This is a genomic window from Polynucleobacter nymphae (assembly GCF_018882155.1).
GTDB classification, from domain to species: Bacteria; Pseudomonadota; Gammaproteobacteria; order Burkholderiales; family Burkholderiaceae; genus Polynucleobacter; species Polynucleobacter nymphae.
This window is the reverse complement of record NZ_JACVPA010000001.1, coordinates 221,600-234,616: the sequence shown is the minus strand read 5'-3', so window position 1 is coordinate 234,616 and position 13,017 is coordinate 221,600. Positions and strand designations below refer to the sequence as shown.

Genomic DNA, 13,017 nt, shown 5'->3' with positions numbered 1-13,017 from the left:
GATGACTACTTTCAGAACACTTAAATTGCCCTAGCCCCAAACTCAGAGAGCGCCCTCGAGTAAACGACTATTCTTAGGCAGATTGGCGGCTAAGAAATCCATCTGGTCGACAAGAATATTTCTTCCTTTGAGGATCATGTCTTCATACAAGCTTGGCAGATAAGGGGTATACAACAAACCCATGCCAGCCTGCTCAGGAGTGCGATTACCCTTGCGTTGATTGCAAGGCCTGCAAGAAATGACCAAATTCATCCAGGAATATTTTCCACCACGACTATTTGGAATGATGTGCTCGGCTTCAGCATGACTTTCATGAATAACATCGCCACAATAAGCGCAAAGACCACGATCACGCTTAAAAAGTTTATGTTTTGTGATGACGGGAACAACGTCAAATAAATTAATCTTGGCGCTACCCTTAATGGCAATGATCGAATGAAGTTCGATAACAGATTGCAAGCCACTAGCCCTAGAAATGCCGCCACGCATTTTCATAATGGGGTCACCTAGCGTCCATAAAACACTATTATCAGCGTAATGCTTGGTTGCTTCTTCTGCGTTAACCCAGCCCTGGGGAATTCCACCAGCGTCTAGTTTCAAGATGCTCAGCACAAACTCTCCTTTCTCAATCTAGGCAAAGCCATCGATCGTTTGACTTATCTTACAGAAGAAATTTGCGCCAATCAATCATCTAAGGGGATATAAACTCCAAGACTCTGGGGAGGTGATCTGCATAGTCAGCAATTCCGTGGTCGCTACCCTCCAGGATGAGCTGCTTGGCGCCCTTATAGAAATCACTCATTTCCCTCCAATCAAGCAATTCATCACCTTTTGCAGCAATCAAGAAGTAGCGATTGGGCCTGGAAATTCCCTCGACCTGTAAGGTCTTTAGTTCATCGATATATTCAGGCCGCAAATCAAAGGGCTCATTACTGTCATAGGATGTCATCATGCCTACATGGGGTGCAAGTTCTCTTGCAGCTCGCACTGCTGGATTTAATGCAACCGCCTTACAGCCATATTTTTCTGCTAGATAGTTTGCATAAAAACCACCAAGGGATGACCCAATCACAACAATACGATCAGCCTTGGATTGGTCGATATATTTCGTCACCATAGCCATGCTTTGTTTCGGTGAAGCTAACAACTGCGGACAATACCAATCGATGGTATTTTCCGCAGAAGCTAAGGCCTTGACTGCCTCACCTGTCATCACTGCCTTGCTAGATCTTGGGGAAGATCGAAAACCATGCAAATACACCAATAAGGTTGATGACATATGCTGATCTTAGGCTTTTTGACCAATCTCAAAGTTGGCCAGCTTTTCTAAAGCCTTCACCATTGCTGAATGATCCCAAGCTTTACCACCATGTGCAGAGCAAGAATTAAATAATTCTTGAGCTGTGGCTGTGTTGGGAAGAGAAACGCCTAAAGCACGCGCACTGTTCAATGCTAGGTTTAAATCCTTTTGATGTAACTCAATCCTAAAGCCTGGATCAAATGTACGTTTAACCATACGTTCGCCATGCACTTCAAGAATCTTAGAACTTGCAAAACCACCCATCAAGGCTAGACGAACCTTAGCAGGATCAGCGCCCGCTTTAGATGCAAATAGAAGAGCCTCTGCTACAGCTTCAATATTCAAAGCCACAATAATCTGGTTTGCCACTTTAGCAGTTTGACCATCACCATTACCGCCAACCAAGTTGATGTTCTTACCCATCAGATTGAGCACAGGTTTTATTTTGTTGAATACACCCTCATCGCCGCCAACCATGATCGAGAGGGTTGCATTTTTAGCCCCAACTTCTCCACCAGAAACTGGTGCATCAAGGTAGTCACAACCTAAGGCATTTATTTTCTTGGCATATTCTTTGGTTTCGATGGGAGAAATAGAACTCATATCAACAACTACTTTGCCTTTAGATAAACCAGCTGCTACGCCTTTATCGCCAAATAATACTTTTTCAACATCAGGTGTATCTGGAACCATCGTGAAAATGATGTCTGCCTTTTGGGCTACTTCAGTTGGACTTGCGCATTGAATGGCCGATGATGAAGCTAGCTCTTGGGGTATCTTGCTTCTGGTCGTAATAAATACTTCGTGACCTGCTTTTACTAACTGGCCTGCCATGGGGGCACCCATAATTCCAAGACCAACAAAACCCAATTTTAATTTCTCACTCATTTCATTTCCTTTTGTATTTGCTTTGATTTATTTTATGAAGTTAACTTCTTTATCCACCCCAGGCCGGCTTCTGTAGTGGTTGCGGGTTTATATTCGCAACCAATCCAGCCAGAATAGCCGATCCGATCTAAAAATTTAAAAAGATGTGCATAGTTGATTTCGCCTGTACCCGGTTCATTGCGACCAGGATTATCAGCCAATTGAATATGTCCAATCTTGCTAAGATTCTTTTCCATCGTGTTACAAAGTTCACCTTCCATGCGCTGGGCATGGTAGATGTCGTATTGCACAAAGAGATTATCCGCAGCAACTTCTTGAATGATGTCCAGTGCCTGCTGGGTTGTACTTAAAAAGAATCCAGGAATATCAAAAGTATTGATTGGCTCGATCAATAGTTTTAAGTTCACTTTTTTTAATTCAGCTGCTGCATATTTTAGGTTCGATATAAAGGTATCGTGCAATAACTTTTTCTCTACTCCAGCTGGCGCTTTACCTGCCAGACAATTCAGTTGTGGAACGCCTAGAGCCTTGGCATATTCAATTGCTTTAGCAACGCCCATGCGAAATTCCTCAACTCGATCTGGGTGACAAGCAATTCCACGCTCTCCTGCATCCCAATCTCCAGCTGGTAAATTATGAAGAACTAGCTTTAAACCATACTGGCCTAGCTTTTTTTGAATTTCAGTAGCTGGAAATGGATAAGGAAAGAGAAACTCAACCGCCTTAAATCCAGAATTGTGAGCTTTCTCAAAGCGATCCAAAAATGGCGCCTCTGTAAAAAGCATTGTTAAATTTGCAGCAAATTGAGGCATTTCATACCCTCCTTGGGGTTTCAGAATGAAACAACGATCTTATCAAAGATGGAGGCTCTAGTCCCAACCGGCAATTAGCCCCCTGGAAGGCTTATAAATACTAAAAGTGAGCTAATATCTTGATAGGCAGCACTTATTTACAAGGAAAATAATGAATATCAAATTCACATCCATTTCACTAGCGATCGCCGCCTTATTGGCCTCCTCCTCTTTGGCGGTGGCCCAAACGAAGCCGGCCGATACTGGAGCTAGTAAGCCAATGGTAATTGATGCCGCTGTAGTGGATAACCGCTACCAATTATATGAAGGTAGCGTAGTCAATATTGATAAAAAGACCCGCACGATTACCTTCAAGAATAAAGAGGGTGAATCTAAGTTCGTAGCCGGTCCTGAGATCAAGAATTTTGATCAGATCAAAAAAGGCGACCAAGTGAATGTCACTTATGAGTTGGCCGTTGCAATCGAGTTAATTAAAACTAAGAGCGATGGTATCCGTAGCAAAGTAGAAACCAATACTGTTACTGATTCAAAGATCAATGAAAAGCCAGCCGAAGTCATTGCCAACAAGACCACTATCATTGCAGATATCGTTGCGGTAGATCGCGGTAAGAAGCTAGTATCTGTAAAAGGACCTAGCGGCAAGATTACGACAGTTACCGTTAAAAACCCAGCTCTCTTAGCAGATGTGAATGTTGGCGAACAGGTCAAAGTGATTTACTACGATGCAATGGCAGCCTCTATAACTACTCCGACAACTCCGAAGAAATAATCCGTGGTGAATGGTATACAAGCTGTTTAGTCTTCGAACTGTTGCAGCTCTTGCTTTAAGCTCTCTCCTTCTGGCTTGTGCTAACACCACAAGATCAGGTGCAGTGGGTATCAATAGATCACAATTGATGATGGTCTCTTCTGCTGAGGTGGATCGAGTCTCTGCCATTAGTTATAACGAGCAGAATCAGAAAGCAAAAGAAAAGAATATTTTAGTTGGCTCTGGCCCAACTTACGACCGTCTCAAGACCATCTCGAATCGCTTGATTCAGCAAACCTCTATTTTTAGAGACGATACGCGCCAATGGAATTGGCAACTCACCCTGATTAATGCCTCAACACTCAATGCTACTTGCGCTCCAGGTGGAAAAATCACTTTCTATACTGGATTGGTTGAACAACTCAATTTAACAGATGATGAAATCGCGGCAATCATGGGTCATGAGATCGCGCATGCTTTACGCGAACATGGCAGGGAAAGACTTTCTCAGGCAATGGCTCAAAGCGCTGTGACCAATATCGCCATGGCAGCGGCTGGTAGCTATGGATCTGCAATCAGTGTGGCTAACCAGGCGGCACAATATGTATTGGTTCTGCCTAACTCAAGACAGAATGAATCCGAGGCCGATGCAATTGGTTTAGAGCTAGCCGCTAGAGCCGGTTACAACCCTCAGGCTGCCATCAGCGTCTGGAAAAAAATGATGAAAGCAACTAGTGGAAAAACTTCGCCTGAATTTTTATCTACTCACCCTTCTGGCGAAACCAGGATAGAACAACTTTCGGCTCTGATGTCGGCTGTTGAGCCGCTTTACCTAAGCGCAGAAAAACCGAAAGCCAAACCTTAAAAATTTTAGTTATTCAGGTTTGTGGGGGGGTAAATTTTTCAAGAGCTCTCGTATTTTGTTATCCCCTTCAACCATGAGCTTAAAACGAGATTCGCTCACTAAAATCGCCATCTTTGCTCTGTATTGCTCGCGACGCAACCACTCCACCAAAAAACAAACAAGCAAAGTATAGGTAGCATAAACAAATAATATCGTTACATCTCTTGTATCAAAGACAGTAAATTCTCCAAAAGGTGCCATAAAGAAATATGACATCAATGGGACGCTTAGAGCGACCGTTAATATGGCTGGGCCAGTCCCAAAAAAGAAGGCAATCACAATTGTATTAATTTGAAAGAAAAATAGGGGAAGCGCTGCCTCGACTTGCGGTTGAAGGCTAAAACGAACACAAAAAGCAAAAAACACACCTACACAGGCATTTAGGTATCCTTGCGCCTTGTTATGGCACCACCGATAAGAATTAAGATTATGTTTCATGGTTTCCTTGGACGGTGTATGCTTTGCAGCATACCGATATTTGAGACAGTGTAAGACATGCTATCTAGAAAAGAAATAGGCACCCCAAAAGACAGTATTACCATTCTAATTCCGGGTCTAAACGGCGGCGGCCTTGAATTGGGGCAGCTTGCCAGCTTCTTGAATTCCAATGGTTTTAATACTGTCTTGCCTGAAATTAAGGGCTACCTGTATGGAAGCCCTGTAGATGGCTATGAAACTTGGATTAGCCAAATTCATAACTGCATAGACGAGCTCAAAAATCAGTACAAAACTGTCAATCTGGTAGGTATTAGTATGGGCTCTACTCTAGCCCTTGCAGTTGCAACACAGAGAGTGGATATTTCTTCGATATCCCTACTTTCACCGGTATTGCGCTATGACGGTTGGTCGGTACCCTGGTATCGCTTTCTATTAGATATTGCCTATAACCTTGGCATTCGTAATTGGGAATACTCTGAGCGAGAGCCATTTGGAATTAAAAATTCTGATTTACGACGTCGCGTTCGAGATAAATTTAAGTCTCATGAATTGTCTGAAGTAGGCGCTCCACTAATCACTGCACGGCATTTATATGAAGCCAAGGGGCTCATGTCGTACACCACCAAAAATCTGGATACGATTACCTCTAGACTATTATTGATTCAGTCGGTTGAGGATGATACCTGCTCTATATGGTCAGCAGAAAAGATATTAGCTAATGTGAAGTCAGATCTTCGCAGAACAATTTGGTTAGGCAATAGCTATCACATCATCACTATTGATAATGAGCGAGAGATCGTGCTAAATGAAGTATTGCGTTTCTTAGCCCGAGCAGATGGTGATAGGCGTGGTGCAGATAATTATTTCTCAGAGATGAATCCAAAAGCACTCCGCACCAGAGCGCTTTAGTAGATAAAAATAAAAAAGCCCCCTTATTCAGGGGGCTTTTAATTATCTTGGCGGAACGGACGGGACTCGAACTCATATTTAACCCCTGTATTCATTGGGTTTCAGGGTTGTGGGTACTTATCTTGGGGTGCTATTGGGGTGCTTTCTTTCCAAAGGAAACTTCTAAAGTTAAAAGTTGTAATTCCATTCTTTTCAACTCTTTTTTCATTAACTAGAGCATAGTACGGACTGCTATGGCGTTCACGCATAAATATCTCATTGATAAGTACGGTCTTCTGATGACCGTACCCGAGGTATGTGAGTTTTTAAGGATTCCTTATCAAACTTTTATGCATCGCCGCTGCCAAGGAAAGCTCGGTTTTAAATCATGGCGCGACGGCACAAAGGTTTATGTAGCAACCGAGGATTTAGCTAATTATATTGAGGCAAGGCGAAAGATATTAAGTCCGACAATTAGTGCCAAATTACACTATTTAGCTATTTGGGTAAAGAGGATTAAATCCTAATCTCGCCACGGCTTCGTTCATCCCGGTAGTAGTTAGCAACCACTCATGCGGGACTTGCCCTACATTTTCTTTTGAACCTGGAGGCGCTTCTATATTGGCAGCTAGGTAATGCGCCTTATATTGTGAGCGGAAAGCAACTGTTTTTTGCCTTGTGGAGATAATTTTATACTTCTTGTGTAATAGCCCAGCCAAGAAAATCCTATCGCATACAGGGGATAAGATTTTTGGCATTTTTAACCAAATATCTAAGGCATCAAAAGCATTTCGATGTAACAAATAGCAGCTTGTATCGACATGATCCAATTGTATCTCAGCAGACTCTTCAACTGAAAGTTCAAATCCATCATTAGTATGAATAGTTCTAATTGAGGTGCAAATATCTGCTTTTGTTTCTTCGTATAAATTTAGCAAAGATGAGAGATGATTTGGATGAAACCAATTATCTGCATCAAGATAGGAAATAAAATCATACCCCTCAATATCGGCAAGTATGCTACCTATTCCTCTTGGGGTATTTCCACTATCTGCATGTGCTTGAGGCAAAGAAATATGTTTAATATTCCACTTCATCAACTCTTCATTAGGAAATCCATCTGCCACAAAAAAATGATCAGCAGCAATATTTTGAGTTAGCACGCTTTGATGACACTGGCGCAGAACTTCTATAGATTCTTGGTAGTAAGGTGTAATTACAGCAATTTTCATTTTTATACCAATCATATTCATCCAAATCACAGACTCTTTAATATTTCTGTTTATTTGGCATTTTACTTATCCCGAGTAATTAATTCCTGTTGCTTTAAGGAGCCCAGTTGCTCTAACTTATCAATTGCATTCTTTACACTAGCCAGAGGCGGTAAGCACTCTTTAGTCATCATAAAACTATCCGAAGGTAGTTTTAGTTTTTCTTAGTAGCACGTTACTATTGAGCCATTGGCAAAAGGATTTTTAATCCTTTGATTCAAGATATTTTATTGAGATCGACGTAGCAATGGGGACTCGAACCGAAAATTGTAACTTGATGAATATAAAGAAAAACACCTCAAACTGTATTCCAGGTTGAGGTGTTTTGATAAATTTAAAATCAATATAATGCTGTAAGTAATTGATTCTAAAGAAACATTTGGCGGAACGGACGGGACTCGAACCCGCGACCCTCGGCGTGACAGGCCGATATTCTAACCAACTGAACTACCGCTCCAAAATACATCGAGAAAAACATCACACTACATTTTACTGCCACCAGAATATCTGGCGTCCCCAGGGGGATTCGAACCCCCGTACTCACCGTGAAAGGGTGATGTCCTAGGCCTCTAGACGATGGGGACCTGGACTACTTCTATTTGTTGCAATCTTGAATGTTTGGTGGAGATAAGCGGGATCGAACCGCTGACCTCTTGCATGCCATGCAAGCGCTCTCCCAGCTGAGCTATACCCCCGAAATCCCACAATAAACCTGCAAAACACTCAAAACAATCCAAGATTTTAGCCTATTTTTGTGCATGTGCGCAAATTGCCTACTGGACTACCTTGGAGAGCCTTTTCAGTACCTCATCCCGGCCCAATACCACCAGCACAGAATCGATCGCCGGGGTCTGAGTTGTAGCAAATAATGCATAACGAACAGGCATCGCTAGCGCAGGCATTTTAAGTTGATGTTTTGCTAAGACTTGTTTGAAAGCCGCAGCGTAAGCTTCTTTTGTTGAATCTGAATTCCTAAGTGTCTCAATCAAATCTTTTAATACGGGAACAATAGAGGTTGGGATATTTTCTGCTATCTGCTCTATCTTGTGATCTGGTGCTGGTAAATAAAATAGCTTTGCTCCTTCCGCAATCTCAATCAAAGTATTGGCTCGATCTTTTAATAGACCTACCACTTGAGCAAAGTCTGGGCCATTCTCTGTATCAATGCCAAGTTCATGGGCAAAGGGTTTGGTCATCTCCGCTAATTTCGCTGGAGCTGTATTCTGAATGTATTGATGATTTAACCAAAGCAACTTTTCTGGATTATGTTGGGCTGGTGAGCGACCTAGGCTTTCTAAATCAAACCAGTCTACAAACTGCTCTTTTGTAAATACTTCAGCATCGCCATGCGACCACCCTAAGCGAGCTAAGTAGTTCAAGATCGCTTCAGGAAGGTAGCCTGCTTTCTGATAATCACGCACGCTCATAGCGCCATTACGCTTACTCATCTTCTCGCCAGAGTCATTAAGGACCGTAGGTAGATGCGCATAGATAGGCGGATTACCACCTAATGCCTGCATGATATTAATTTGACGAGGAGTGTTATTGACATGATCATCGCCCCGAATGACATGGGTGATATTCATATCCATGTCATCTACTACAACGCAAAAGTTATAGGTTGGTGTGCCGTCTGGGCGAGCAATCACAAGATCATCAAGCTCATCGTTACTAATCTGAATCTTCCCTTTAACAGCGTCTTCCCAAATCACAGATCCACCAATGGGGTTTTTAAAGCGAATCACTGGCTCAATACCTGCCGGAACTGCTGGCAATGTTTTGCCTGGTTCAGGTCTCCACAAGCCGTTATAACGCGGCTTTTCTTTATTGGCCATTTGCTGATCACGAAGCTTATTCAATTCTTCTTCGCTCATATAGCAAGGGTATGCAAGCCCAGCATCGACCATTTTCTTGACTACTTCACGATAGCGATCAATGCGCTGCATTTGGTAGATTGGACCTTCATCCAAATCAAGTCCTAACCAAGCCATGCCTTCAATGATCACATCCACTGCTTCTTGGGTAGAGCGCTCAAGATCAGTATCTTCAATCCGCAGGATGAAGTCGCCATGATTATGGCGTGCAAAGGCCCATGGATAGAGAGCACTGCGGAGATTACCTAAATGAATGAAGCCCGTGGGACTTGGGGCGAAACGTGTACGAATATGCATAATTTGTATTATCTCAGGTCAGACTAATTGACGGCAAAATTCAAAAACGTGGATACTTTGCCCTATGAATGAATTACTGGTATTTGTCTGTGATGGAGCCCCTGTTCGCGGGGAAATCGTTTCCATTAGTACTGCTTGGCAGGCGGTTTTAGAACGCCGTGACGATCCACCTGCAGTCCGCCGTATCCTAGGAGATTTTGTGGGTGCAGCCACGCTTTTAAGCGCCAGCCTAAAGTTTGATGGCACCTTGATTATTCAGGCTCAAAGCAAAGGCCCAATCCAGCTTCTAGTAGTTGAATGTAAGTCTGATTTATCTATGAGAGCTACTGTTAAGCTCTCTGTAGATCCATCAGAAATTGCGCCTCATGCTAGCCTCGGTGAATTATTAGATGCAGGTAACTCTGGCAGGCTCGTCATCACACTAGACCCATCAGATCGTGAGCCAGGTCAGCCACCCTATCAAGGGATTGTTGCGCTCCAGGAGCAGCATGGCGGTGTTATCAAACCAGTATCTAGCGCTGCTGAAGCTATTGGCCTTTATATGCAAAAGTCGGAGCAATTAGAGACTCGAATCTGGTTAGCCTCAAACGATACTCATATCGGCGGCCTCTTATTGCAACGCATGCCTGACTCAGGCGGTCATGTGCACCTTGATTCGCAAAATGCAGCTGAAGGATGGATTCGCATCCAGACCTTAGGTGAAACCATCACTAATGAAGAGCTTCTCACTCTTGCTCCTGAAACCATTTTGAGGCGATTATTTCTAGAAGAGTCTACAGAGAATGGGGTGCGCAGCTTTTCGCCACGCCAGATCCGTTTTTCTTGTCGCTGCTCGCGCAATAAAGTTGCAGATGTATTGCGTATGCTTGGCGAAGAAGAGGTTCAGGGAATACTGGCTGAACAAGGTGCAGTCGAGACTGTCTGCGAGTTTTGTGCCAAGCCTTATCGGTTTGATGCTGTAGACTGTTTACAAGTCTTTAAGACAGATTTACTCAGTGACGCTACAAGACCACCATCTAGCGGCCACTAGACTTTATTGCTTAGTGGTAGTTGATTTGATGCCATCATCTGCAGGAGCTGCGGCGGCCTTATCAATAGGCAAGATCTGCACAAAAAACTCACCTTCTTTGACTAAGCCATGTTCGGCCCTGGCGCGCTCCTCAATCGCACGCGTACCATCTTTTAAATCTTTCACATCGCCAGCTAGCTTGGCATTACGAAGAGCCAAAAGACTATTTTTAGCCTCTTGCAGTTCTACTTGTTTTTCCATTTCATAAACCTTAAGCCATCCACCCTTTCCCAGCCAAAGTGGGTATTGAATTGCTATGAGCAATAACAGCATAGAGTAGATGACTATCCGCATAACAAATAGATCGTTTGAGTTTTAACGCTTCAAGTTGTAGAAAACGGATTTTCCTGGATAAGTCGCAACATCGCCTAAATCTTCTTCAATGCGTAATAACTGGTTGTATTTAGCAATCCGATCAGAGCGCGATAAAGAACCTGTCTTAATCTGGCCAGCATTCGTGCCCACAGCAATATCGGCAATAGTGCTGTCTTCAGTTTCGCCAGAGCGATGAGAGATCACCGCAGTGTAGTTAGCACGCTTTGCCATCTCGATTGCTGCAAAAGTTTCTGTCAAGGTGCCAATCTGATTAATCTTGATCAAGATAGAGTTAGCAACCCCCTTCTCGATCCCTTCCTTGAGAATGCGAGTATTAGTTACGAATAAATCATCGCCAACCAATTGAATCTTTTTACCCAGTTTCTGGGTAATATCAGCCCAACCATCCCAATCACTCTCGTGCATACCATCCTCAATCGATACGATTGGGAATTGATCGGCTAAATTTCCTAGGTAGTCTGAGAACTCACTAGAGGTCAGTTGCAAACCTTCGCCTGAAAGATGGTATTTGCCATCTTTGTAGAACTCGCTCGCGGCGCAGTCTAGAGCCAACAACACATCTTCACCAGCTTGGTAACCAGCACCCTCAATTGCTTTCATGATGGTTTGCAAGCACTCTTGATTACTCTTAAAGTTTGGTGCGAAGCCACCTTCGTCACCAACTGTAGTAGGCATGCCCTGAGCACCAAGGATTTTTTTCAGTTCATGGAAGATCTCAGCGCCACAACGCAAGGCATCGCGGAAATTTTCAGCGCCCACAGGCATCACCATAAACTCTTGGATATCTAGGCTGTTATTGGCATGTGCGCCACCATTCACGATATTCATCATGGGTACAGGTAATTGCATACCGCCTGAACCACCAAAATAACGATACAAAGGTAAGCCTGCTTCTTCAGCAGCCGCTCTGGCAACAGCCATCGAAACAGCCAAGGTTGCATTAGCACCTAAGCGAGCCTTGTTGTGCGTACCATCCAAATCGATTAGGGTGCGATCTAAAAAAGCCTGCTCAGTAGCATCCAAACCAAGAATAGTTTCTGCAATTTCAACATTAATGTTTTGCACGGCATTGAGAACGCCCTTACCTAAATAGCGAGCCTTATCGCCATCACGTAGCTCAATCGCTTCACGTGAACCTGTAGAAGCGCCAGAAGGTACTGCTGCTCGCCCCATGACACCGGATTCGAGCAATACATCGCATTCTACCGTTGGGTTACCACGTGAATCTAAAATTTCTCTACCGATGATGTCAACAATGGCGCTCATGCACCTTCTCCTTAAAACAATACGAAATGGGGCTTAATAAATTTTCTGTAAATTTATTTAAAGCTACTTTCTAAAAATGGACCTCTAGTTTTCACTACTGTATCAATCGCAAGCAGTGATTCCAATAACTCTTTCATCCGCTGCAAGGGCACTGCATTAGGTCCATCAGATAAAGCTTTGGATGGATCTGGATGTGTTTCCATGAACAGGCCGCTGATACCAACGGCAACTGCCGCGCGAGCCAATACAGGTATAAATTCCCTCTGACCACCGCTAGCTGTACCTTGTCCACCAGGCAATTGCACCGAATGGGTCGCATCAAAAACAACGGGTGCATTTGCTTCGCGCAAGATCGCTAGGCTTCGCATATCAGAAACCAGGTTGTTATAACCAAATGAAGCGCCGCGCTCACAAACCATAAATTGATCAGGAAGATTCACTTCTTTAGCAGCCGCCCTGGCCTTCTCAATCACATTGAGCATTTCATGAGGCGAAAGGAACTGGCCTTTCTTGAAATTAACTGGCTTACCACTTTGAGCGCAAGCTCTAATGAAATCGGTTTGTCTGCATAAAAAAGCGGGGGTTTGAATTACATCAACTACCTCAGATACTGCCTCGATCTCACTAATATCATGGGCATCAGTCAAAATTGGGACGCCGACTTGTTTTTTAACTTTAGCCAATATCTCTAGACCCTTCTCCATTCCCAAGCCACGGAATGAATTTCCAGAAGAGCGATTCGCTTTATCAAATGAAGATTTGTAGATAAATGGGATCTTTAAGTTACTCGTAATTTCTTTTAATTGGCCAGCAACATCAATAGCTGATTGCTCAGATTCAATGACACATGTACCAGCGATTAAGAAGAAACGCTGGTCTAGGCCAACATTAAAACCACATAGTTGAAATGAGCTCATAAGTTCCTC

15 protein-coding genes and 3 tRNA genes are annotated in these 13,017 nt (G+C 43.4%); 5 read left to right on the top strand and 13 right to left on the bottom strand.

Features of this window, described 5'->3' with window-relative positions:
• Positions 1-42: 42 nt before the first annotated feature.
• From ICN29_RS01175 to hyi, 4 genes are all read right to left on the bottom strand, one after another.
• Positions 43-612, bottom strand: a complete 570-nt coding sequence (locus ICN29_RS01175; protein WP_216128909.1) for an HNH endonuclease — start codon at positions 610-612, stop codon at positions 43-45.
• Positions 613-691: 79 nt separating this feature from the next.
• On the bottom strand, positions 692-1,279 hold the full coding sequence (locus tag ICN29_RS01170) for a YqiA/YcfP family alpha/beta fold hydrolase (protein WP_216128906.1): 588 nt from the start codon (positions 1,277-1,279) through the stop codon (positions 692-694).
• A 9-nt stretch (positions 1,280-1,288) separates the two neighbouring features.
• The gene (gene glxR, locus ICN29_RS01165; protein WP_216128904.1) at positions 1,289-2,188 is read right to left on the bottom strand and encodes a 2-hydroxy-3-oxopropionate reductase; all 900 of its coding nucleotides are present in this window, start codon (positions 2,186-2,188) and stop codon (positions 1,289-1,291) included.
• A gap of 32 nt (positions 2,189-2,220) precedes the next feature.
• Complete coding sequence (gene hyi, locus ICN29_RS01160) at positions 2,221-3,000, bottom strand: hydroxypyruvate isomerase (protein ID WP_216128901.1); 780 nt, start codon at positions 2,998-3,000, stop codon at positions 2,221-2,223.
• 151 nt (positions 3,001-3,151) lie between these two features.
• On the opposite strand from hyi, the gene ICN29_RS01155 reads away from it, so the two are divergent.
• Both ICN29_RS01155 and ICN29_RS01150 read left to right on the top strand, forming a co-directional pair.
• Positions 3,152-3,769, top strand: a complete 618-nt coding sequence (locus ICN29_RS01155; RefSeq protein WP_216128899.1) for a hypothetical protein — start codon at positions 3,152-3,154, stop codon at positions 3,767-3,769.
• Between the two features lie 127 nt (positions 3,770-3,896).
• Positions 3,897-4,613, top strand: coding sequence for a M48 family metallopeptidase (locus tag ICN29_RS01150; protein WP_216128897.1), 717 nt, complete (start codon positions 3,897-3,899; stop codon positions 4,611-4,613).
• A gap of 9 nt (positions 4,614-4,622) precedes the next feature.
• Here the strand turns inward: ICN29_RS01150 and ICN29_RS01145 are convergent, their stop codons facing one another.
• On the bottom strand, positions 4,623-5,090 hold the full coding sequence (locus ICN29_RS01145) for a DUF4118 domain-containing protein (protein ID WP_216128895.1): 468 nt from the start codon (positions 5,088-5,090) through the stop codon (positions 4,623-4,625).
• 57 nt (positions 5,091-5,147) lie between these two features.
• Here ICN29_RS01145 and ICN29_RS01140 point away from each other — a divergent pair, with 57 nt between their 5' ends.
• The gene (locus ICN29_RS01140; RefSeq protein WP_216128893.1) at positions 5,148-5,999 is read left to right on the top strand and encodes an alpha/beta hydrolase; all 852 of its coding nucleotides are present in this window, start codon (positions 5,148-5,150) and stop codon (positions 5,997-5,999) included.
• 233 nt (positions 6,000-6,232) lie between these two features.
• Positions 6,233-6,505, top strand: coding sequence for a helix-turn-helix domain-containing protein (locus ICN29_RS10765; protein ID WP_216128891.1), 273 nt, complete (start codon positions 6,233-6,235; stop codon positions 6,503-6,505).
• Here ICN29_RS10765 and ICN29_RS01130 read toward each other — a convergent pair.
• From ICN29_RS01130 to gltX, 5 genes are all read right to left on the bottom strand, one after another.
• Positions 6,473-7,231, bottom strand: a complete 759-nt coding sequence (locus tag ICN29_RS01130; RefSeq protein ID WP_216128889.1) for a glycosyltransferase — start codon at positions 7,229-7,231, stop codon at positions 6,473-6,475. The genes ICN29_RS10765 and ICN29_RS01130 overlap by 33 nt on opposite strands.
• A gap of 398 nt (positions 7,232-7,629) precedes the next feature.
• Positions 7,630-7,706 (bottom strand) — tRNA-Asp (locus ICN29_RS01125).
• Positions 7,707-7,757: 51 nt separating this feature from the next.
• Positions 7,758-7,833: transfer RNA gene (locus ICN29_RS01120), tRNA-Glu, on the bottom strand.
• Between the two features lie 35 nt (positions 7,834-7,868).
• Positions 7,869-7,944, bottom strand: a tRNA-Ala gene (locus ICN29_RS01115).
• 78 nt (positions 7,945-8,022) lie between these two features.
• The gene (gene gltX / locus ICN29_RS01110; RefSeq protein ID WP_216128888.1) at positions 8,023-9,420 is read right to left on the bottom strand and encodes a glutamate--tRNA ligase; all 1,398 of its coding nucleotides are present in this window, start codon (positions 9,418-9,420) and stop codon (positions 8,023-8,025) included.
• 64 nt (positions 9,421-9,484) lie between these two features.
• Here gltX and hslO point away from each other — a divergent pair, with 64 nt between their 5' ends.
• A complete protein-coding gene (hslO, locus tag ICN29_RS01105; protein WP_216128886.1) occupies positions 9,485-10,450 on the top strand; it encodes an Hsp33 family molecular chaperone HslO in 966 nt (321 codons plus the stop codon).
• Between the two features lie 3 nt (positions 10,451-10,453).
• Here the strand turns inward: hslO and ftsB are convergent, their stop codons facing one another.
• Genes ftsB through kdsA form a run of 3 tightly spaced genes read right to left on the bottom strand, consistent with a single transcriptional unit; the run spans position 10,454 to position 13,008 of the window.
• Positions 10,454-10,783 carry a cell division protein FtsB gene (gene ftsB / locus ICN29_RS01100; protein WP_216128884.1) on the bottom strand — a complete coding sequence of 110 codons (330 nt, stop codon included), beginning with the start codon at positions 10,781-10,783 and terminating at the stop codon, positions 10,454-10,456.
• 21 nt (positions 10,784-10,804) lie between these two features.
• Entirely contained in the window at positions 10,805-12,091 is a 1,287-nt protein-coding gene (gene eno / locus ICN29_RS01095) for a phosphopyruvate hydratase (RefSeq protein ID WP_216128881.1), read from the bottom strand.
• A 53-nt stretch (positions 12,092-12,144) separates the two neighbouring features.
• Positions 12,145-13,008 (bottom strand): 3-deoxy-8-phosphooctulonate synthase, encoded by an 864-nt coding sequence (gene kdsA, locus ICN29_RS01090; RefSeq protein WP_216128879.1) that lies wholly within the window; start codon positions 13,006-13,008, stop codon positions 12,145-12,147.
• Positions 13,009-13,017 lie beyond the last annotated feature (9 nt).

Bases quoted from the DNA above. Each gene is read 5' to 3' on its own strand.
- hslO (WP_216128886.1), top strand. From the start codon at position 9,485: ATGAATGAATTACTGGTATTTGTCTGTGATGGAGCCCCTGTTCGCGGG.
- ICN29_RS01170 (WP_216128906.1), bottom strand. From the start codon at position 1,279: ATGTCATCAACCTTATTGGTGTATTTGCATGGTTTTCGATCTTCCCCA.
- kdsA (WP_216128879.1), bottom strand. From the start codon at position 13,008: ATGAGCTCATTTCAACTATGTGGTTTTAATGTTGGCCTAGACCAGCGT.
- hyi (WP_216128901.1), bottom strand. From the start codon at position 3,000: ATGCCTCAATTTGCTGCAAATTTAACAATGCTTTTTACAGAGGCGCCA.
- ICN29_RS01145 (WP_216128895.1), bottom strand. From the start codon at position 5,090: ATGAAACATAATCTTAATTCTTATCGGTGGTGCCATAACAAGGCGCAA.
- ICN29_RS10765 (WP_216128891.1), top strand. From the start codon at position 6,233: ATGGCGTTCACGCATAAATATCTCATTGATAAGTACGGTCTTCTGATG.
- ICN29_RS01155 (WP_216128899.1), top strand. From the start codon at position 3,152: ATGAATATCAAATTCACATCCATTTCACTAGCGATCGCCGCCTTATTG.
- ICN29_RS01140 (WP_216128893.1), top strand. From the start codon at position 5,148: ATGCTATCTAGAAAAGAAATAGGCACCCCAAAAGACAGTATTACCATT.
- gltX (WP_216128888.1), bottom strand. From the start codon at position 9,420: ATGCATATTCGTACACGTTTCGCCCCAAGTCCCACGGGCTTCATTCAT.
- ICN29_RS01150 (WP_216128897.1), top strand. From the start codon at position 3,897: ATGATGGTCTCTTCTGCTGAGGTGGATCGAGTCTCTGCCATTAGTTAT.
- ftsB (WP_216128884.1), bottom strand. From the start codon at position 10,783: ATGCGGATAGTCATCTACTCTATGCTGTTATTGCTCATAGCAATTCAA.
- ICN29_RS01130 (WP_216128889.1), bottom strand. From the start codon at position 7,231: ATGAATATGATTGGTATAAAAATGAAAATTGCTGTAATTACACCTTAC.
- eno (WP_216128881.1), bottom strand. From the start codon at position 12,091: ATGAGCGCCATTGTTGACATCATCGGTAGAGAAATTTTAGATTCACGT.
- glxR (WP_216128904.1), bottom strand. From the start codon at position 2,188: ATGAGTGAGAAATTAAAATTGGGTTTTGTTGGTCTTGGAATTATGGGT.